This is a genomic window from Dehalococcoidia bacterium (assembly GCA_035310145.1).
Lineage (GTDB): Bacteria > Chloroflexota > Dehalococcoidia > CAUJGQ01 > CAUJGQ01 > CALFMN01.
In genome coordinates, this window is sequence record DATGEL010000089.1 from 48,643 (window position 1) to 68,958 (window position 20,316).

A 20,316-nucleotide genomic window follows, 5' to 3' on the forward strand; every position below is an offset into this window, starting at 1 on the left:
AACAGCGGAAGTGATGAACGGACCATGTCAGAACAGTCAACCACCGGCCCGGCATTTGACCTGATTGTGCGTCGCGGCAGCGTTTGCGACGGCAGCGGCGGCGAGCCGTACGCGGCCGACGTGGCCGTTGCCGGCGATCGCATCGCCGTCGTGGCGCGGGAGGGCGATCTGCGGCTGGCCGGCGCCCGCGCCGAAGTCGTGATCGACGCGGCCGGCATGGCCGTGGCGCCCGGCTTCATCAACATGCTCAGCCACTCCTACATCACCATGCTGCACGACGGCCGATCGCTGGGCGAGCTGAAGCAGGGCGTGACCACACAGATCTTCGGCGAAGGCACCTCGATGGGGCCGCTCACTGACCAGGACCGGCGCCGCCTGCAGGGGCTCGACCCCGCGCTCGACTACCGCGTCGAGTGGCGCTCGCTGGCCGAGTACCTGCAGTACGCCGAGAAGCATGGCATCAGCCAGAACGTCGCCTCGTACATCGGCGCCACCACGCTGCGCACCTACGCCGCCGGCCATGCGAACCGCCCGCTGACGGCCGGAGAGCTGGACACCGTGCGTGGCCTGATCCGCGAGGAGATGGTGGCCGGGGCGCTGGGCGTCGGCTCGGCGCTGATCTATCCGCCCGGCTTCTTCTCCGACACCGACGAGCTGGTCGCGCTGTGCGCCGCCGCGGCGCCGTATCAGGGCAAGTACATCTCGCACATGCGCAGCGAGGGGCTGGGCCTGTTGCAGGGCGTGGACGAGCTGATCCGCATCGCGCGCGAGGGCGGCGTGCCGGCCGAGATCTACCACCTCAAGGCGTCGGGCCGCGAATCGTGGCCCTTGATGGCCGATGCGATCGCGCGCGTCGAGCGCGCGCGGGCCGAAGGCTTGCGGATCACGGCCGACATGTACACCTACACCGCCGGCGCCACGGGCCTCTCCAACTGCATCCCACCCTGGTTCCACGAGGGCGGCCAGGACCGGCTGGTCGAGCGGCTGGGCGATGCGGCGGTGCGGCGGGAGATCCGCGAGGCGATCGAGACGACAAGCGACGGCTGGGAGAACCTCTACCGGGCGGCCGGCGACCCGGAAAACATCCTCCTCCTGCAAACGCGCAGCCCCGATCTGCGCCACCACCAGGGCAAGACGCTCGCCGCCGTCGCCCGCGCTGAGGGCAAAGACCCGATCGAGACGATCTTCGACCTCGTGGCGCAGGACCGCTCCCGCATCGGCACGGCCTACTTCATGATGTCCGATGAGAACGTACGGCTGGGGTTGAGCCAGCCCTGGGTCTCGCTCGGCTCGGACGCCGGCTCGATGGCGGCGGAGGGCGCCTTCCTGCTGCGCTCCACGCACCCGCGCGCCTACGGCAACTTCGCCCGCTATCTGGGCAAGTACGTGCGCGAGGAGCGGCTGGCGCCGCTGGGCGAGGCGGTGCGCCGGCTCAGCCGCCTGCCGGCGGAGAACCTGGGGCTCGCCGGGCGCGGCCGCATCGAGGAAGGCTGCTTCGCCGACCTCGTCGTCTTCGACCCCGTGACGATCGCCGATCGCGCGACCTACGAAAACCCTCACCAATACGCCGTGGGCGTGCGCGACGTGATCGTCAACGGCCGCGCCGCCCTGCGCGACGGCGAATTCGCCGGCCACCTCCCCGGCCGGGCGCTGCATGGGCCGGGCAGAAGCGGCCGGGCTTAGACGTTAGATTGACAGCATCGGATTTCGGATCATACGCGTCAGACCATTCGGCAGTTTTTCATAGCCGGTCGGGAGAATCACGATGCGTATCCCTGCCGTCGCCCTGCTGCTCAGCGTTTTCCTGCTGTTCCCGGCCCGCTCGCTGCAAGCGCAGCAGGCGCCGGACATCAAGACCGTGATCGAAACCTACAAACAGGCGCTGATGAAGCTCGACGGCCCGACCGTAGCGAGTCTCTTCGACGACAATATCGTGGTCAACGATCTGGGGATGACTGCCAAAGGGAAGGCCGAAGCGATCGCCGAACTGGGGCAGGCCGTCGCGCAGAACCCCGGCCTGACGATCACCTTCGGCGACACGGTGTACGTACTGGATACCGCACTGGAGCGCTTCGCCTTCAGTTCCGATCCGGTTACGGCGGCCGGATTTAGCCGGCTGTGGGTGATCGAGACGATCGTGGTGCAGAACGGCAAAATCGTCAGCTACACTGCCATCTTTGACAGCAGCGACGCCGAAACTGCCCGCTTCCTTGCCGCAACAGCCGGCGGCTAACGTCCGGCGGCCGGTCAGGCTTCGCCGGTGCCCAGCATCACCACGCCGGTGAAGTTGACCTGGCGGCCGTCGTACTGGCTGGCGATCGACTGCAGGACGCGCGACTGGGCCGCGGCCCGCTGTGCGGGCGCAACGCCGGCGAAGAGCCGCTGCACGTCAGGCTGCAGCTCGAAGAGACCCTGCCAGGCCTGCTCCGGCCCACCCGGCCAGGGAAACGGCAGCGTGTGCTCGCTTTCGCGGATGCCGGTGAAGCCTGCCGCCCGGAAGGCCGCGGCGAGGGCGCCGGGCCGCGCGTAGCGCAGGGCATCCGGCAGGCCCGCGGCGACCGGTGCGGCGTGGTTCGCCAGCAGCGTGCGCACGGCGAACAGCGTGTTCCGCTGCGGCGGACCCCAAGAAAGCACGGCAAGTCGCCCGCCCGGCTTCAGCACGCGGCGGCACTCCAGCAGCGCCCGCGCGGGATCGGGAAAGAGGGTGATCGCCAGGCGGCAGACCACCGCGTCGAATACGCTGTCGGCGAAGGGCAGCGCCTGCGCATCGGCCTGTTGCAGCCGCACGTTCGTGCAGGCCGCGCGGCGCAGCCGCTCCGCCGCGCCGGCCAGCATGGCCGGCGCCAGGTCAACCGCGGCCACGCTGCCGCCGGGCGCCACGGCTCCGGCCAGGGCAAGGGTCAGATCGCCCGTGGCGCAGGCGAGGTCGAGCGCGCGGGCGCCGGGCGCCGGGCGCGCCGCACGGACCGCCAGCGCCGTGGCCCCGGCGTAATGTGCCGCGAACTCATGCTGCCAGCGGCGCCAGGCCGGCGCCCGCTCGCTCCAGGTTTCGAGTGCGGTGTTCTGCATTTGCTCTCCCGGCCGGGGCGAAATCATTCGCACGGCGCGCGACGCCCCTCCATCCAGTCGAGCGTAGCGGCCGAACGTTACGAATGCAGAACGAAGCTTGCAGGGTATGCACGCTGCCGGGTCGCCGTGTGGGGTAGGGCGATGCAGTCGCTTTCCGTGCACACTGCGGGTGCGGGCTGGGTCGCTTGTCGCCTCGCTGCCTGGCGCCAGTGTGGCATACGACGGCATGCCGCAGCGTGCTCCCACAGAGTCATTGCCGCGGCAGTTTGGTGTTGTCCCAACTGACGGTGTGCGCCGGCTGAAAACGCACCCAGCGCCAGTGGCGGCCGCGGGCCGTGCGGCTGGCATATTCGCGCCGGCCGGCCTCGCCGTGCCCCAGCGCGTACTTGTCCGCCATCTGCTCTTTCGCCTTCGCCAGGTCTGGGTCGGCCTGCTCGGCGGCCTGGTCTTCCAGCACGGTGGCGCGGCCCTGCAGCATCACGCCCTGCAGCTCGGGGAAGCGCTCGTTGCGGTCGACCAGCACCGTGGCGATCGGGTTGCGGCGCAGGTTCACGACCTTCTGCCCGCGGCAGTAGAAGTAGACTTTGCCGCCGGCCCAGCCGAACCAGAGCGGCGTAAGGTTGATGCGGCTGCCGGGGCCGATCGTGGCGACGCGCATGTTCCAGCAGCTCGCCATCAGCTCGTCCAGCTCGGCGGGTGAGAGCGCCAGTTCGGCGGGAATGGGCATCGTTGCGCCTCCTGCGGCGGGCTCGGCCGCTGCCGCGAGTGTACGGCCCGGCGGCGCGATCTGTCGCCCGATCTCGGCGACGGGCGCTACTGTCCCGCCGGTGCCAGGTATTCCGCGGCCACGAAGCCTTGCTGGCCGTTGTAGGAGACGCCGATCCAGTCGTGGCCGTCGGCGTTCGGCGGCGGGAAGGGGCCGACCACGCTCACCGTCGTGCCTTCCGGCAGCAGCGTCAGCTTGTTGTCGCCGATGCCGGCGCCGCCGCGCAGGTAGGCGCCGTCACCGTCTGTGCCGCTGACCCTGGCCTGCATGCCGGCGTGCAGGGCGCCGCGCCCCGGCGCGTAGACGATCAGGCCGTACGGCCCCGGCTGCGCCTTCAGCATCGCCTGCTCGAACAGCCCCAGCGGCAGGGTGATGTCGCCGCCGCGGATCCAGCCGTCCCAGCGCGGGCGCTGGTCGTCCGAGTCGAGCAGGTGCACGCTGTCGTCGCCGAAGCCGACCACCACCACCCAGTGATCGCCGTAGTCGGGGCTGCGGCCGAGGACCGTGCCGTGGACTTCGGCGATCACCAGGTTGCCCGCGGCCACCGCGTCGCGCATCATCTGCGCCTCTGCCGCGGGCTCGCCGGGCAAGCTGGAGGGCACGTAGTCGTAGCGCAGGCCGTATCGATCGAGGGCGCGCTTCAGATCGTCGTAGACCGTGCCGATGGAGACCGGCTCGCCGGTAGCGCGACGCACGGAGGCGACGAAGGCCGCGTCGGAGAGGCCGGCCGGCCGCAGGCCGTAGCCGGTGAGCACCATCGCGATGCTGGTCGGGCCGCAGTCGAAGTCGTCGCTGGCGTTGCCCAGGTACTGGTGGATGTAGCGCAGCGGCAGGTCGTTCATCAGGTCGTGGCCCAGCGCCGGACGCGGGGCGGCGAGCGTTGGCGCGTGCAGCAGCGCCAGCAGCACGACGGCGCCGGCGAGCGGGCGAAGGAAGTGGCGAGGGGGCGATGACGCGCGTGTGGCGAGCGGCGCGACCGAGATCCTCATAGGCGGGCGATGCTCCGAGGCGCTGGTATCGTGGGCCAGTCAGCCAGGCCTGGACGGCGTGCCGCCAGACGCATGCAGCATCGGCGCAAGGCCCGAGCGCCAGTATAGCGGCGCCCGGGTAACTGTCAAGTTATGTTAGCAGTTGACGCATTATTGTGCAGGAATAGCGGCCAGGGGCGCGGCGCCGCAGGAGCAGGCGCCGGCGCCGCCCTCCGCCTCGCCCAGCAGACTGCAGCCCGAGCACTCGCCCGCCGGGTGGTCGCAGGCACAGTCACCGGCCAGGTGCGCGTCGAGGTTCTGCAACTGGCTCTGCAGCAGGGTCAGCTCGGCGATCTGCCGGCCCACGTCGTCGATGCGCAGCCCCAGCGCCTCCTTCAGGCGCGGCTCGAAGGCGCGGCAGGGCTCCTCGAAGGCAGCGCGCACCAGCTCGCGCACGGCGGGCAGCGCCAGGCCGAGCGCCCGCGCCCGGCGGATCAGCTTCAGACGGCGTACGTCTGCGGCGGAGTAGAGGCGGTAGTTGCCCTCGCTGCGCGGCGCCGCGCTCAGCAGACCCTGGCTTTCGTAAAAGCGCACCGTCGGCACGGAGACACCGGCCTCGCGCGCCACGGCGCCGATCGTGAAGTGGTGAGCAGGGATCGCGGAGGTCGTCGTCATGCCGGCTAGTTCGTGGAGAAGGGGCCGCTGCCGGGCTCGCCGGGCTGGTCGTCGATCTGCTTGCGCAGTTGCTCGGCCAGCTCCTTCGCCATCTCCTCCATCTTCTCCGGCGTGAGGCCGATGCGCGTCAGCATCTCCTGCATCAAGCGCGAGACTTCGTTGAAGTCCTCCTTGATCAGGGCGGCGGCCAGCTCGAGCTGCGATTCGAGGTGGGTGAACAGCTCGCGGCGGTCGCTGTCGCTGGTGGTGGCGAGGCCGGCGGCCATCAGTTTGGTGAACAGGTTCACCGTGCGCGCCACGTGGATGCGGTCTTCGGGCGCGAGGGGAAACTGCCCGGTGATCGCGATCTCCAGCCCGCTCTGCTTGTCGGTGGCGATGTACTGATCGGCCATAAATCAAGTATAGAGCGACCGGAGCTGCAAGCGCAGGCGTTCGCGAGATCTGGCCGATCTGACCGGCTGCGATCCGCCTCTGAACTCGCCGGCTCAGCCCGCCAGCACCACGATCGCGCGTGGCTGCTTGATGCGCAGCACCAGCATCTCCAGCACGCGGAAGAGGTGGTTGAGGTTCTCCGGTCCCTGATAGGCGACGATCATGTCCTGCGCCAGCGCCAGGTCCATCGTTGCGCTTTCGGCGCTCAGCACCAGCGCCGTCTGCTCCGGCACGACCGGCGACTGGTAGACGCCGCCGCGCACCAGCTTCTGCACCTGTTCCACCGTGAGCAGGCCCGAGTTGCCGTACATGCGGTTCAGCCGCGAGAACAGGAGCGGGCTGGTCAGCACGGTCGCAGCGCCGTAGAAGCCCGCACTGAACAGCGCCTCCGTGGCGGCAACGACGGCGTTCAGCGCCTGCTCGGGGTCGTTCCAGTCGCCCAGCGGCCGCTGCTGGGCGCCGTCCACGGCGCGCAGGCCGGGCAGGCCCAGCAGCAGGTTGCCGTTGACGATCAGGTCGTCCTCGGCGTGGGCGCAGGCGGCGGCGGCCGCGTCGGCGCCGCCCATGTCGAGCGGGGCGCCGGTCTGCGCCGCCGCTTCCAGGTCGCGCCAGGGCAGGCGGAAGTCCTTGTAGATCAGCGGCACGGGCAGATAGCGCCGCACGGAGAGGCGCACGCTGGCCGACTCGGCGTTGCCCATCAGGTCCACGGCGCCGCCCGCGCCGCCGGAGAGGCGATCATCGGGCACGGCCTGCGTGCCGGGGCCGAGCGGCCCGAAGATCGGGATGAAGCGCCGGCAGACCAGCGCCCGGCGCGCGGTCTGCACCACGGTCTCGTCCAGCGCCAACCACTGCTCCGGCGTCAACGGCGCCTGATCGCGCAACAGCAGGTCCATGCTTCGCCCCCATGCCCGGCGCATCGCGCACCGGCGCAGCGCCCAGATCGGCGGCGCCAGCGTAGTACGTCCGCAACCGCTTGCACATGCCCCGATAAGCTGAAGACAGCCGCCGCGCGGCCGCTACGATGCGGGAGAAGCCGCGCGCCGCGATCGGCGCAGGCGCCGCGGCGCAGCAGTGCCGGTGCGAGGTGCGCGAGATGGCTGCAAGCGGAACGGGGAAGCCGGCGCAGTTTACCGTGGGCAGCCTGATCCCCGGCTGGCAGCCGCCGGCCGAGGCTCTGCCGCTGGAAGCGCCGAACTGGGCGGTCAGCGACGGCGTGGTGCGGCAGGGCGCGCCGCTGGCCGGCTACACCGCGGCGGGCGTGGAGCGGCTGCACTACAACAACCCGTACGGCCAGACGATGGAGCGGGTCTGGTTCGACGGGAAGATCGTCTTCGCCATCGATGTCGGCCGCGTCGAGGTCGACGTGTCGAAAGTGAAGGTCGCGCAGGAGTACCAGGTCGTCTACGCCGTCGATCTGGACGAGGAGCTGAAGCTGCGCGCCGAGCCGGAGCTCGTGCCGGACCAGCTCAACATCTACGACTCGGTGCCGGGCATGGCGAAGTACAGCCCGCTCTGGCAGTTCAACTACGTGATCGTGCCGCGCGGCTACGCGCCGAACACGCTGCGCTCGGAGCGTGACTGCCTCGCCAGCGGCTACGAGATACGCCGGAGCAACGTCGTCGAGAACTGACCGGTGGTGTAACGGCCGCCGTGCGCGGCCCAATCACAGCCCGGGCCACAGTTCCCGAGGTCGGTGAACGCTCCCGCGGCCGTATCACGCCCGCGCCGCGTGGCATACACTGGTCGCGTGCCCGGCGTGACCGCTTTGCCGGACACATGTGCGTGCCCGGAACGGCCGGCCGTTGCCGATCTGTCGAGGTGCCGATGGTCCAGCTTGCAGCCATGCTGCTGCTGCCCGAATACCGCCCGCGTGTGTGGGGCGGCCGGCGGCTGAAGGCCGCCGACCCGCCGATCGGCGAGGCCTGGATCTGTTACGAGGGCAGCGAGCTTGGCGGCGGTGCGCAGGCAGGCGCCACGCTTCAGGAACTTGCCGCGCGCTTCGGCCCCGCGCTGACCGGCCGCCGCGCCCCGCACGGCGGCAAGCGCTTTCCCATCCTGCTCAAACTGCTGGACACGGCCGACTGGCTCTCCATCCAGGTGCATCCGAACGACGCGCAGGCCCGGCGGCTGGAAGGCCGCGAGGCGATCGGCAAAACCGAGGCGTGGCATGTGCTGGACGCCGGCGCCGAGGCGCGCCTGATCGCCGGGCTGCGGCCGGGCAGCAGCCGCGGCGCCCTGCGTCGGGCGCTCGCTAACGGCGGGCTGCTGCCGCTGCTCTGCGAGCGCGCTGTCACGCCAGGCGACACACTGCTGATTCCGGCCGGCACGGTGCACGCGCCGGGTCCCGGTCTGCTGCTTTACGAGGTGCAGCAGATGTCGGACATCACCTATCGCCTCTGGGACTGGGACCGCCCGCAGACGGCCGGCCGCGCGCTGCATCTCGACCAGGCACTCAGTGTCGTGGACGCGGCCGCCGATCCGCCGCTGCGCCATGCCGGCCCGCCGGCCGAGGGCTACACCCCGCTCACCGGCTGCCCCTACTTCACGCTCACGCTGCTGCGCGCGGAGCGACAGCCGCTGCGCCTGGCGCCGGACGGGGAGACGTTTCACGCCCTGACGCTGACGGCGGGCGCGGCCGAGCTGCACGGCGCGGGCTGGAGCCTGCCGCTCGCGCCGTACGAGACCGCCGTGGTGCCCGCCGAGTGCCCGGATTACGCGTTCATCCCAGCGTCAGGTGGTTGCACGGCACTGCTGGCGGCGCTGCCCTGATGGGCGTTACACAACCAATTGTCAGGCCACGTTCATGGACGGCCCGCGCCTGCGAATGCTACGCTGAACGTAGTTCGGAAGCAGTTCGCTCTCGCGGAGGCAGGGCACTCGTGCGGCAATTCCGGCGGCCAACCGCGCAACACTGGGCGACGCTCGTGCAAGGCGGGCGTCACCCGCTGCTGACCGCCCATGGCCCGTTCGTCGCTGCCGCAAGCCCCTAGATCGCCTCAACGGCAGCCGTGTTCGAGAGCCACGGGAATTTCCCGCGGCTCTTCTGTTTTGCTTGTGTTTGCCGCTCCCGCGCCGCACGGAAGGAGGGTCTGAAGGCGTCGCTCAGTGAGCGGGTCCAGCCGTGTTGACGACCTGGGAGAGAGCGTGATGTCCCACATCGAAACCTGGGCAGAGATTGTGCGCCTGGAAGCGGCGCTGCGGGAGCGCAAGGCTGCGCGGCGCGCCCGGCTGGGTCCTCTCCCGGAGCGCAAGAACGGCTGGCTTGGCCTGCGGGCGGCGATCGAGCGGCTGGCGCACCGCCTGCGGCGCCGTCCCGCCGCGCCGCAGGCGGCCGCGGACACGGCGCCCAGGCAACCCGCCTGCCGCGGCCGCACGCTGGCGGCGCGCCGGGTGTGCCGGGTCTGCGGCGCTCGCACACACGGCGCGACGGCCTTCCGCCCCGGCTACCGCCCGCGCCGCTGCGCACGGCCGATCGCGCGGGGCAAGTCGCGGATCTGAGGTTCCACGGCGCAACGCAGTGCCGGTCTGCCGGTCCGCTCAGGTCGAGCTCGCTCACAGTGGCGGCGGTTGCCAGCCGCCCAGCGCGGCCTCGACCTGCCGTGCCAGCGCGAGCGCTACCTCCTCCCGCCAGGGCCGGGCGACGATCTGCACGCCGATCGGCAGCCCCTCGGGCGAGGCGCCGGCGCGCACCACGACACAGGGCCAGCCGGTGAGGCTGTACGGCACGGTGTAGCTGATCATGCTCGCCTGCCGGAAGTCGTTCGCCGTCCAGTTCTTCGATGTCCCGTGCGGCACGGCGGGCACCGCGGCCACGGGGCAGACGATCGCGTCCCAGCGCTGCATGAACTGCAGCATCGTGCTGCGGAAGCGGCCCCAGCGGCGCAACAGGCGGTAGAAGTCCGCGGTGGGCATCCTACCGTCGATCACCGACTCCCAGTAGCCCTGCGTGATCGGCCAGGCGCGCTCGATGCCCTCCGGCCGCTGCTCCTCCAGCGCCGCAACGCACGCCCTGAGCGATTGCGCCGCCGCGCGCACCGCCGCCGCGACGGCCGCAGCCGCCTCGCTCACGCCATCATTGGTGAAGCAGGCGACGCGCAGCACGGCCAGGTCCACGCCGGCCGCGTCGAGCAGCGGCACCGGCGCAACGCCGGCGTCGAAGCCGTCCGGACCGGCGATCAGCGGCAGCGCCAGGCAGAGATCCTCGACGCGGCGGGCGAGCAGCCCGACCTGCGTGCGCGGATCGTGCATGTCGCCGGTCTGGCCGCCGGTGGTGGTCGGCACGCGGCCGGCGGTCGGCTTGATCGTGACGATGCCGCAGTTGTGCGCCGGCAGGCGCAGGCTGCCGCCCGAGTCGCTGCCCAGGCCGAGCGGTGAACCGCCCGCGGCGATCAGCGCCGCCTCGCCGCCGCTGCTGCCGCCGGGTGTGCGGCTCAGGTTGTACGGATTGCTGGTGCGGCCGTAGACCGGGTTGTCGGTCTCGATGCCGCCGCCCCAGGGCGGCACGTTGGTCTTGCCCAGCACGATGCCGCCCGCCGCGCGCAGCCGCGCGACAACCGTCGCGTCGCGATCAGGGATGAAGCCGGCGCGCTCCGCCACGCCCATCGCGCCGATTACGCCGGCCACATCGAGCGTGTCTTTGACGGTGAAGGGGACGCCGTGCAGCGGGCCCGGCTGCTCGCCCCGCGCGAGGGCCGCATCGGCCGTGCGGGCAGCCGCCCGCGCCTCTTCTGCCGGCAGTTGCACGACGGCGTTGATCTGCGGATTGATCGCCGCAATCCGCGCCAGGTGCGCCTCGATCACCGCGGCCGACGAGACCTCGCGCTCACGGACTGCCCGCGCCAGCTCCGTGGCCGGCGCGAACGTCAGCGGGATCATGGATGTCCTTTCGTGGCCCTCCGCGCCTCCGCGGACGCGGAGCCGGCATGCTCTGTTCGACTCGCCCGTGTGCGGTTGCCGCCATCGCATCCACCTCCGCAGCTGGTGCCGCGACGATAGCACAGCGCGCCGCGCCGCACGCCTGCTCGCCGCGCCGCGGGTCGCGCCGGCAGGCGCGACGGGCGCACGCCGTGCGCCCCTGCCGCGGCCTGCTAACCCGGCGCCGCCGCGGACCTTCCTCCGCGAGATCGCCCCTCTCCCTCTCCCAGGATTGGGAGAAGGAGAGGGGTCGTAGAAACGAAGTGAGGATGAGGGTCCGCTCCACCCTCACGTTGACGTGAGAGTTGGCGGTCGCGTACCCTGCGGATGCATGCGAACCGTCCTGCGCATCTTCTCGTATCTGCGTTACAACCGCGGCGCCACCGCGCTGGCCTACATCGCCCTGGCCGGCGCGGCGCTGTTCAACATCATCACGCCGCTGGTGATCAAGCAGGCGATCGACTTCGGCCTGGCGCACAACAGCCGCTCCTTCCTGGTGCTCGCGGGTGTGCTGGTCGTGGCCGTTGCGCTCGTGCAGGGCGTCTTCGAGTTCTTCCAGAGCTATCTCGGCCAGTACCTCTCGCAGACCGTGGCGTTGCGCCTGCGCGACGACCTCTACGAGGCCGTGCAGCGGCAGAGCTTCGCCTTCCACGACCGCAGCGAGACGGGCCAGCTCATGTCCCGCGCCACGGTCGACGTCGAGCAGGTGCGGGCCTTCATCCAGCTCGGCCTGCTGCAGTTGACTTACGCGGTGGTGCTCTTCGCGATCACCGTGGTGGTGGCGCTGCGCATCAACTGGCAGATGGGACTGCTCTTCCTCGCCGTGATGCCGCTGATCGGGTTGCGCGCCTGGAGCGTGAGCCGCAGCCTGCGGTCGCTCTGGGTGCGGGTGCAGGGGGCGCAGGGCGCCTTCACCAGCGTCTTGCAGGAGAACCTGGTGGGCGCCCGCGTGGTGCGCGCCTTCACGCGCGAGCGCGAGGAGCTGGACAAATTCAACGTCTCCAACCGCATCGTGCGCGTCGATTCGCTGGAGGCGAACCGGCTCGCCGCCTTCAACCAGCCGCTGATGACCTTCCTGCTCAACGCCGCCACGGCGATCATCGTGATCTACGGCGGCTACGCGGTGATGCATCACCAGCTGACGCTGGGCGGGCTCGTCGCCTTTCTTGAATACCGCACCAACCTCACCGGCCCGGTGCGCACGATCGGCTTCCTGCTCAACCTCTGGACGCGGGCCACGGCCGGCGGCCAACGCATCTTCGAGATCCTTGACGCCGAGCGCGAAGTGCACGAGCGGCCCGGCGCCGTGGCGCTGGCCGGCGTGCGGGGCCACGTACGCTTCGAGCGCGTCTCGTTCGGCTACAGCCGCGAGCGTCCCGTCCTGCGCGAGATCGAGATCGATGCGCCGCCGGGCACGCTTGTCGCCCTGCTCGGCCCCTCGGGCAGCGGCAAGAGCACGATTACCCAGCTCCTGCCGCGCTTCTACGATGTGACCGAGGGCCGCATCACGATCGACGGCCACGACATCCGCGACGTGACGCTGGAGTCGCTGCGCCGCGCGGTCGGCATCGTCCTGCAGGACCCGTTCCTCTTCTCCGCCACGATCCGCGAGAACATCGCCTACGGCGCGCCGGGCGCCACGCCCGAGCAGATCGAGGCCGTGGCCCGCGCGGCGCGGCTGCACGAGTTCATCACCAGCCTGCCCGACGGCTATGAGACATGGGTGGGAGAGCGCGGCATCACGCTCTCCGGCGGCCAGCGCCAGCGCGTCGCCATCGCCCGCACGCTGCTGCTCGACCCGAAAGTGCTGATCCTGGACGACGCGACCAGCAGCGTGGACATGGAGACCGAATATCTGATTCAGCAGGCGCTGGCCGAGCTGCTGCGCGGCCGCACGACCTTCGTGATTGCGCAGCGGCTGCGCACCGTGCGCGACGCCGACGAGATCCTGGTGCTGAAGGACGGGCGCATCGTGGAGCGCGGCCACCACGAGGAGCTGCTTGCGAACGAAGGCCCGTACCGCGAGATCTACGACCTGGAGCTGCGCGACCAGGAGGAGCTGAGCGAGATGGCGGCGGTACGGCCCTCATAACCCCCATCCCCCTTCTCTCCCATACAGGCCGCAATCGTCTCGCGGTCCACCGAACTTCTGTGTATGGGAGAGAAGGGGGCGATCGCTGGGAGGTTTCGCGGGCAAGCCGGTCGGCGTGGCTTGCGGCGTGCTGCGCAGGGAGCGCTGCCAACCGTCTGGTAGGGGCCGTCCGGGAACGGCCCGTCGCGGCCGCAGCCACGACTCACGGCGCGCTGCTAACCCGGCAACCATACGTATCAGCAACCAACGATCGCCCCTCTCCCAGGATTGGGAGAGGGGAAGGGGGTGAGGGCCGAGGATGGCGCTAGGTTTCGGCGGTATGGGCGGGGGCGGCGGCTTCGGCGGCGCCGGGCGCGGCATGATGCGCCGCGCCGGCATAGACGGGCGCTCGCCCGACGACGAGGAGTTCGGCAAGCCGTTCGACGGCAAGCTGCTGCGCCGCCTGCTGCCCTATCTCACGCCCTACAAAGGCCGCGTCACGATCGCGGCGCTGCTGATGCTCGTGGCCACGGCCACCAGCGTGGCCACGCCGTACTTCCTCACCCTCGCGATCGACGACTTTATCGCCAGGAACGACATGCACGGGCTCGTGCTGCTGATGCTCGGCTTCGTGCTGATGCAGCTCGTCAACTGGTTCGCGACCTACGGCCAGAGCTACTCGATGACCTACGCCGGCCAGTGGGCGCTCTACCGGCTCTCCGAAGACGTTTTCTGGCACCTGCAGGTGCTGCCGATCGCCTTCTTCGACCGCAACGAGACCGGGCGGATCATGTCGCGCGCCCAGAACGACATTTCTGTCCTGCAGCAGCTTTTGAGCAGCGGCCTGCTCAGCATCATCGCCAGCTCGCTCACCACCGTGGGCATCGTCTTCACGCTGCTGGCGCTCGACTGGCGGCTGGCGCTGGTGACGCTGATCTCGCTGCCCGTGCTGTTCGGGATTATTGCCGTCTGGCAGCGCTACGCCCGCAAAAGCTTCGTACGCACCCGCGCCGCGATTTCCATCGTCAACGCCAGCCTGCAGGAGAACGTCTCCGGCGTGCGCATCATCCAGAGCCTGACGCGTGAGGACGAGAACCGCCGCCGCTTCGGCACGGTCAACCGCCAGAACTTCAACGCCAACCTCGAAGCGAGCCGCGTCTCCGCGATCATCAACCCGCTGGTGGACCTGGTGAACGCGATTGCGATCGCGGTCGTGATCGCCGTGGGCGGCTCGCTCGTGCTCTCGCACGATCTGAAGGTCGGCGCGCTGGTCGGCTTCGCGCTGTACGTGAACCGCCTCTTCGACCCGATCGGCCAGGTGACGCAGCAGTACAGTACGCTGCAGCGCGCCACGGTCGCGGCCGAGCGCGTCTTCGCCCTGCTGGACGAGCCGGTGAAGATCGCCGACCGGCCCGGTGCGATCGAGCTGCCGCCGGTGCTGGGTCGCGTCGCCTTTGAATACGTGCGTTTCGCGTACGTGCCCGAGATCCCCGTGCTGCACGATTTGAACCTGGTGGCCGAGCCGGGGCAGACCGTCGCGCTGGTGGGCGAAACGGGTGCGGGCAAGAGCACGATCATCAGCCTGTTGGAACGCTTCTACGACGTGACCGGCGGGCGCATCACGGTGGATGGCCACGACATCCGCGATGTGACGCTCGCCTCGCTGCGCGGGCAGATGGGGATCGTCCTGCAGGAACCGTACCTGTTCAGCGGCACGATCGCGGACAACATCCGCCTGGGCCGGTTGCAGGCGACGGACGCCGAGGTGCAGGAGGCGGCCGAGATCGTGGGGCTGCATGAGCTGATCGCGCGTCTGCCGGAGGGCTACGACACGATCGTGCGCGAGCGCGGCGTCAACCTCTCCGTCGGCCAGCGGCAACTCGTCAGCTTTGCGCGGGCGCTGCTGCGCCGGCCGCGGATCCTGCTGCTGGACGAGGCGACGGCGAACATCGACTCGGCTACGGAGGCGCGGCTGCAGCGAGCGCTGGGCAAGCTGCTGCGCGGACGCACGGCCTTCGTGATTGCCCACCGCCTGGCGACGGTGCGCAACGCCGACCGGATCGTGGCGCTGCGCCACGGCGCGATCGTGGAGCAGGGCACGCACGAGGAACTGATCGCCCGCCGCGGCATGTACTACGACCTCTATTCGCTCGGTTTCGCCAGCGCCGGCGCCCCGGGCGTGCGCGCCGGCAGCGCATGAAGGACGCTGCGGCCCGAAGCAAACGATGGCCATCCGTAACCGCTCACGCCTCAGCAACTGTACGCGCAGGACGTAGAGTTGCGGTATACTCTAGATGAATCGCCCGGCTTCCGAACGGTGGTCGCAAATGGCCGCCTTCTCTCGGCGCAAGCGCGAGGGATAGGAGCCGGGACGCACAGACCCCGCAGCGCAACGCGCGGGGTTTCGTGTTGCTGCTCACTCAGCCGGCCAGTAGCCGCCTTCGCGAGCCCGTAGTAGGCGGCGGTATCCCTCTGCGCCGCGCTTGCCGGCCTGCCACCAGCTGGCGACGCCGGTCATGTAGTCGGCAAGTTGAATCAAGTTCTGACGCGCTGACTCCTGGGCTCTCTGACTTCGGCGAGCAGCGTCCGGCCCGCCTCACCGTTGACCCGGTTTCGGATCGCAATCGCCAGTCGCTGCCGCGCCCGTTTGTCGCGGCTGCCGGCATCGACAACGAGACGTGCGCCATCCAGGGCCGAGCCAGCCCGCGCGCACACGAGTGCGACGGCATCGAGATAGAGTTCCTCGGGCTTGTTCACGCCGCGTTCTGGTTTCGTGATCGCCGCAGCGTAGTACATGAACGGGAACGATGAAGCACTCTGCAAGAATATCTGTCGCACCGTGTGGGTATTGGTGCGGAAGTGGAACTCGTAGCGGTTCGGCTTTCCGAGTTCGGCGCGTAACTGGTCGATCCGGGCATCGCAGGCCGCCGCCACCGCGCGATCGGCGAAGAGAACCAATCCGACGACGAAAAGGCGGCTGCCGCCGAACGCCGGCGCGCCGGGATCCCCTGACTCATCGAGAAAGGCCAGCGGGCCGCTCAACGTCGCCTCGGCGATTTTTCCCTATCTTCGGCGGCGGGCTGCCTCTTCCGCTACTGCCGGCGCAACGCGCGTAGGAGCCGACCCCGATGGGCGTTCGGCGCTGGATCGTTTGTTGACCGGCTGGAAAGGCCGTTGCTACGATGGCGGCGCTCTGAAACGACCTGGCGGCATGGTGTGCAGATGATCGTGATCGGTCTCACCGGCGGAATCGCCAGCGGCAAGTCCACCATTTCCGAGGCGCTGGCCGCGCGCGGCGCTACGATCGTGGACGCGGACAAGGTGGGCCACGAGGCGTACACGCACGGCTCCGAGGGCTGGCAGGCCGTGGTCGATGCCTTCGGCCAGCAGATCGTGGCCGAGAACGGCGAGATCGACCGCAAGGCGCTCGGCGCGATCGTCTTCGGCGATCCGGCGCAGCGCGAACGCTTGCAGGCGATCATCTGGCCGGTGATGAAGCGCATGATGGCGCGCATGCTGGACGAGTTCCGCGCCGCCGGCCGCATGGTCGTGGTGATCGAGGCGGCGGTGCTGCTGGAGGCCGGCTGGCAGGACCTGGTCGATCAGATCTGGGTCGTGACCGTGCCGGTGGCCGTGGCCGAGCAGCGGCTGATCGCTCGCAATGGCCTCACGCCCGAGCAGGCGCAGGCGCGCATCGCCGCCCAGCTCTCGAACGAGGAGCGTACGCGCGAGGCCACGGTCGTGATTGATAACAGCGGCACGGTCGCGCAGGCGCAAGCCGAAGTCGCCCGCCGCTGGGACGAGCTGGTCGCCGCCGGCAGCCGCTAAGCCTCCCACCGCGGGCGCCGGTGTGGCGCCTGAGCAGACGGCCAGTTAGCATAAGGCAAGAGAACGGCCCGCGCAGGCGCGGCGGGCGCAGCGCGAGGCGAGCTTTTGCACGGGGGCCGCCGCGAGGCGGCCTTCACATCTGGCCGGGCGGCCGGCGTGAACGGATGACGATGCGATGACCACCGAGAGCGACCAGATCTACCGGCAGTACGCGATCGAAGAGTACACGCCCGAGCACGAGCCGTACTACGTCGGCGTGGGCGATGAGATCGAGCTGTTCCGCGCCGCCTTCGAGCAGAAGATTCCCGTCCTGCTCAAGGGCCCCACCGGCTGCGGCAAGACCCGCTTCGTCGAGTACATGGCCTACAAGCTCGGCCGGCCGCTGACGGTGATGAAGGAGCAGGGCACGACCAGCACGCCGGCCGTGAACGGCGATGGGCCCGGCGTCTCCGTCGTCACCGTCGCCTGCCACGAAGACCTGACCGCCAGCGACCTCGTCGGCCGCTACCTGCTCGAGGGCGACAGCACGCGCTGGATGGACGGCCCGCTCACCCGCGCCGTGAAGCATGGCGCGATCTGCTATCTGGACGAGGTGGTGGAGGCGCGCAAGGACACGACCGTCCTCATCCACCCGCTCACCGACTACCGCCGCCTGCTGCCGGTGGAGAAGCTCGGCCAGGTGATCGAAGCGCGTGAGGGCTTCCTGCTCGTCATCTCCTACAACCCCGGCTACCAGAGCGCCCTTAAAGACCTGAAGCACAGCACGCGGCAGCGCTTCATCGCCATCGACTTCACCTACCCGCCGCGCGAGGTCGAGGCGCAGATCATCGAGAAGGAGTCGGGCGTCGACGCGGCCACCTCGGTGGAGCTGGCGAAGCTGGGCGAGAAGGTCCGCAACCTGCGCGAGCACGGCCTGGGCGAAGGCGTCAGCACCCGCCTGCTGATCTACGCCGGCAAGCTGATCGCCAAGGGCATTCCCGCCCGCCGCGCCTGCCAGGTGGGCGTCGTCTGGGCGCTCACCGACGACGCCGAAGTGCAGCGCAGCATCGAGGAAGTCGTTTCCTCCATCTTTGAGTAGGTGACAGGTGACAGGTTTCAGGTTACAGATGAACGCTGAAGAGCCGGCCACGGCTGCCTGGCTGCGGTTTTCTGACCCTACTGTCACCTGTCACCTGTAACCTGTCACCTATGAGAATCGGTATCGTTTCGGACATCCACTGCAATATCGCCGGGCTGGACTGCGCCCTGGCGGCGATGGGCGACGTGGACGAGCTGATCTGCGCCGGCGACGCGATCTACCAGTTCCGCTTCTCCAACGAGGTCGCGGCGCGGCTGCGCGAGCGTGACGCCCGCATCATCCAGGGCAACCATGAAGAGACGTTCTTCAGCCGCGATGGCGTGCGCGCCCAGGCCGCGCCCTGGATCCAGGCCGACCTGCGCGACTTCCTCAGCGCCCAGCCGCTCGACCTGCGCGTGCAGGTGAACGGCAAGCGGTTGCTGGTCGTGCACGGCAGCCCCTTCGATCCGCACCGCGAGTACGTCTATCCCAACAGCCCCACGCTGCGCCGCTGCGCCGAGATCGACGACGCCGAGATCGTCATCCTCGGCCACACGCACTACCAGATGGCCGAACGCGTGGGGCGTGTGCTGGTGATCAACCCCGGCTCGGCCGGCGAGCCACGCGACCCGCGCAACGACTTCCAGCTCAGCTTTGCTATCCTCGATACGCAGACGGATGAAGTGCAGTTCGGCAACTTCGCCGACCCGACGCGCGCCGTCTCCGCCAGCTCCGATATCCATATGACTGCATGGCAGCCGCAGGGCGGCACGACGGGGTATGGGTACGACCAGGCCCCGAAGGCGGGGCACGATCCATGGAACGGTTCGCTGAACGTCTAGCCAATGAGTACGACCAGATCCTGGGCGGCTATCCCGTCTCGCTGCCGCGCGACTTCCGCCAGGCGCTTGAAGAGATGACCGGCGCCTTCACCGAGCAGGAGCTGCGCCTCTGGGCGGAGGACGGCGCGGCGCTGGCGCGCCATTCGTTGCGCTCATGGGAGGCGGCGGGCGAATTCTTCCGCGCCAGCCCGGCGCTCGCCTCGCTGATGCCGTTCCCCGTGCTGCGCCGCTGGGCGGAAACGGGCCGCGAGTTGGCCGAGGAGTCGGCCTCGCTCGCCTCGTCGTACTTCAAGGCCGGCGCCGAGGGACTGGGCGGTCTCTCGATCCAGCAGATGCGCGAGTGGGCCGGGCTCGGCCGCCAGCTCTACAAGGGCAACTGGAAGTCCAGCTCGCTCGCGTCCCAGTTCTTCGAGATCAGCCCGGCGCTCTTTCAGCAGGTGAACCTGGCCGAGGCGCGGGCGCTGGCGCGCTTCATCGACACGCTCGCCTCGCGCTCGTACGAGCTGGCCGCCGCCTGCCTCGGCATCGCCCCCAAAGTGATGGGCAGCCTCGAACGCGCCGATCGCGGCTCCTTCCTCGGCTTCGCCACCGTCGTCGCCGAGACGAGCTGGGCCGACGCGCGCGTCTACTTCGAGAAGGGCCCCGGTCTGCTGCACCATGTGCACCCCGACCAGCGCACGCGCTTCCTGCTGCTTTCGTCCGCCGTGGCGCGCAAGGCGGGCCGGCAGGCGTATCCCTTTTTCGCGGAGAGCGCCAGCGCATTGGGCCAGCTCGACAACGAGCTGCACAACCGCCTGCTCACGCTCTCGGAGCTGTTGGCGCCGAAGTCGGGCGCGGCGGCGATGGAGTTCCTCAAGAGCGTGCCCGAGGTGCTGATGCGCGTCCGCTTCGATGACCTCGACGCCTGGCACGGCGAGGGGCGCAAGATCCTCGAAGCGAGCGAGGACGGTGGCCTCGCCTTCTTCAGGCTGGAATCCGGCAAGGGCGAGGAGGTGATCGAGCTGCTCTCGGCCCGCGTGGAGCTGGTGCGCGTGGGCGAGGTGCTGCGCATGTACTGCAAGGCGCTCACCGGCACCAACGTCAGCATCCAGGCCGCCGGCGCCCTGGCCGACAAGGGCGTGGGCTGGGTGAGCACCGAGCGCGCCAGCACCGACGGCACGGCGGTCTTCCTGCCGCCCGTGGTCGAAGAAGCGGGCAACAAGGGCGAGAACTTCGCCGTCTACAAGGTCTACGCCACGCACCAGGCCGGCCATTTGGAGTTCGACAGCTTCCGCATGCGCTTCGAGCGGCCAGGGGCCCTCTTCGGCAACACGCGCGGCGAGCGCGCCGGCGGCGACGGCGTGGCGCTCACCGACATGGAACGCTTTTTCGACCTGTTCGAAGACCGTCAACTCGCCTCCGACCTGTTCACCGTGGTCGAGGACTCGCGCATCGACTACTTGATCAAGCGCGAGTACGGCGGCATTCGCGGGCCGCTGCGGCGGGTGCAGGGGCGTGAGCTGGGCAAGCGCAGCCCGGTGGAGGAGATGCCGCTGCGCAAGGCCGCGGTCGAGAACCTGATCCGCATCAGCCTCGACGGCCTCAGCAGCGTGCGCTGGCCGATCGGGCGCATGGAGACGATGCGCCAGGCGGCGGGCCTGCTGCGCGCCATCCAACATGAGGACGCCACGATCGAGGACACGGCCGAGGTCACG

19 protein-coding genes are annotated in these 20,316 nt (G+C 69.7%); 11 read left to right on the top strand and 8 right to left on the bottom strand.

Annotated features, from left to right (window positions below; genetic code table 11):
• Positions 1-24: 24 nt before the first annotated feature.
• A complete protein-coding gene (locus VKV26_16585) occupies positions 25-1,683 on the top strand; it encodes an amidohydrolase family protein (GenBank protein HLZ71521.1) in 1,659 nt (552 codons plus the stop codon).
• An 82-nt stretch (positions 1,684-1,765) separates the two neighbouring features.
• Positions 1,766-2,233: a nuclear transport factor 2 family protein gene (locus VKV26_16590; protein HLZ71522.1), complete on the top strand. Its 468-nt coding sequence runs from the start codon at positions 1,766-1,768 to the stop codon at positions 2,231-2,233.
• 14 nt (positions 2,234-2,247) lie between these two features.
• On the opposite strand, the gene VKV26_16595 is transcribed toward VKV26_16590, so the two are convergent.
• From VKV26_16595 to VKV26_16620, 6 genes are all read right to left on the bottom strand, one after another.
• Entirely contained in the window at positions 2,248-3,069 is an 822-nt protein-coding gene (locus VKV26_16595) for a class I SAM-dependent methyltransferase (GenBank protein HLZ71523.1), read from the bottom strand.
• A gap of 250 nt (positions 3,070-3,319) precedes the next feature.
• Positions 3,320-3,796 carry a pyridoxamine 5'-phosphate oxidase family protein gene (locus VKV26_16600; GenBank protein ID HLZ71524.1) on the bottom strand — a complete coding sequence of 159 codons (477 nt, stop codon included), beginning with the start codon at positions 3,794-3,796 and terminating at the stop codon, positions 3,320-3,322.
• A gap of 86 nt (positions 3,797-3,882) precedes the next feature.
• Complete coding sequence (locus VKV26_16605) at positions 3,883-4,824, bottom strand: hypothetical protein (GenBank protein HLZ71525.1); 942 nt, start codon at positions 4,822-4,824, stop codon at positions 3,883-3,885.
• Between the two features lie 150 nt (positions 4,825-4,974).
• Positions 4,975-5,478, bottom strand: a complete 504-nt coding sequence (locus tag VKV26_16610) for a MerR family transcriptional regulator (GenBank protein HLZ71526.1) — start codon at positions 5,476-5,478, stop codon at positions 4,975-4,977.
• A 5-nt stretch (positions 5,479-5,483) separates the two neighbouring features.
• Positions 5,484-5,870 carry a hypothetical protein gene (locus VKV26_16615; protein ID HLZ71527.1) on the bottom strand — a complete coding sequence of 129 codons (387 nt, stop codon included), beginning with the start codon at positions 5,868-5,870 and terminating at the stop codon, positions 5,484-5,486.
• A gap of 93 nt (positions 5,871-5,963) precedes the next feature.
• Complete coding sequence (locus tag VKV26_16620) at positions 5,964-6,803, bottom strand: family 1 encapsulin nanocompartment shell protein (protein ID HLZ71528.1); 840 nt, start codon at positions 6,801-6,803, stop codon at positions 5,964-5,966.
• A gap of 200 nt (positions 6,804-7,003) precedes the next feature.
• Between VKV26_16620 and VKV26_16625 the strand changes: the two genes are divergently transcribed.
• The 3 genes from VKV26_16625 to VKV26_16635 all read left to right on the top strand — a co-directional run bounded on the left by VKV26_16625 (position 7,004) and on the right by VKV26_16635 (position 9,408).
• Positions 7,004-7,540, top strand: a complete 537-nt coding sequence (locus tag VKV26_16625) for a hypothetical protein (protein ID HLZ71529.1) — start codon at positions 7,004-7,006, stop codon at positions 7,538-7,540.
• A 194-nt stretch (positions 7,541-7,734) separates the two neighbouring features.
• Complete coding sequence (locus VKV26_16630; GenBank protein ID HLZ71530.1) at positions 7,735-8,679, top strand: type I phosphomannose isomerase catalytic subunit; 945 nt, start codon at positions 7,735-7,737, stop codon at positions 8,677-8,679.
• A 378-nt stretch (positions 8,680-9,057) separates the two neighbouring features.
• Positions 9,058-9,408 (top strand): hypothetical protein, encoded by a 351-nt coding sequence (locus VKV26_16635; protein ID HLZ71531.1) that lies wholly within the window; start codon positions 9,058-9,060, stop codon positions 9,406-9,408.
• Between the two features lie 54 nt (positions 9,409-9,462).
• Here VKV26_16635 and VKV26_16640 read toward each other — a convergent pair whose 3' ends face one another.
• Positions 9,463-10,785, bottom strand: coding sequence for an amidase (locus VKV26_16640; GenBank protein HLZ71532.1), 1,323 nt, complete (start codon positions 10,783-10,785; stop codon positions 9,463-9,465).
• A 370-nt stretch (positions 10,786-11,155) separates the two neighbouring features.
• Here VKV26_16640 and VKV26_16645 point away from each other — a divergent pair, with 370 nt between their 5' ends.
• On the top strand, positions 11,156-12,916 hold the full coding sequence (locus VKV26_16645) for an ABC transporter ATP-binding protein (GenBank protein ID HLZ71533.1): 1,761 nt from the start codon (positions 11,156-11,158) through the stop codon (positions 12,914-12,916).
• A gap of 298 nt (positions 12,917-13,214) precedes the next feature.
• Positions 13,215-15,095, top strand: a complete 1,881-nt coding sequence (locus tag VKV26_16650; protein HLZ71534.1) for an ABC transporter ATP-binding protein — start codon at positions 13,215-13,217, stop codon at positions 15,093-15,095.
• Positions 15,096-15,430: 335 nt separating this feature from the next.
• Here the strand turns inward: VKV26_16650 and VKV26_16655 are convergent, their stop codons facing one another.
• Positions 15,431-15,937 carry a hypothetical protein gene (locus VKV26_16655; GenBank protein HLZ71535.1) on the bottom strand — a complete coding sequence of 169 codons (507 nt, stop codon included), beginning with the start codon at positions 15,935-15,937 and terminating at the stop codon, positions 15,431-15,433.
• Positions 15,938-16,117: 180 nt separating this feature from the next.
• Here VKV26_16655 and coaE point away from each other — a divergent pair, with 180 nt between their 5' ends.
• The 4 genes from coaE to VKV26_16675 all read left to right on the top strand — a co-directional run.
• Positions 16,118-16,723, top strand: coding sequence for a dephospho-CoA kinase (coaE, locus tag VKV26_16660; GenBank protein ID HLZ71536.1), 606 nt, complete (start codon positions 16,118-16,120; stop codon positions 16,721-16,723).
• A gap of 175 nt (positions 16,724-16,898) precedes the next feature.
• Positions 16,899-17,801, top strand: a complete 903-nt coding sequence (locus VKV26_16665) for a CbbQ/NirQ/NorQ/GpvN family protein (protein HLZ71537.1) — start codon at positions 16,899-16,901, stop codon at positions 17,799-17,801.
• A gap of 110 nt (positions 17,802-17,911) precedes the next feature.
• Entirely contained in the window at positions 17,912-18,622 is a 711-nt protein-coding gene (locus VKV26_16670; protein HLZ71538.1) for a metallophosphoesterase family protein, read from the top strand.
• Positions 18,598-20,316, top strand: a 1,719-nt coding sequence (locus tag VKV26_16675) for a hypothetical protein (GenBank protein HLZ71539.1), incomplete at its 3' end; no start/stop codon positions are given. The genes VKV26_16670 and VKV26_16675, both read left to right, overlap by 25 nt.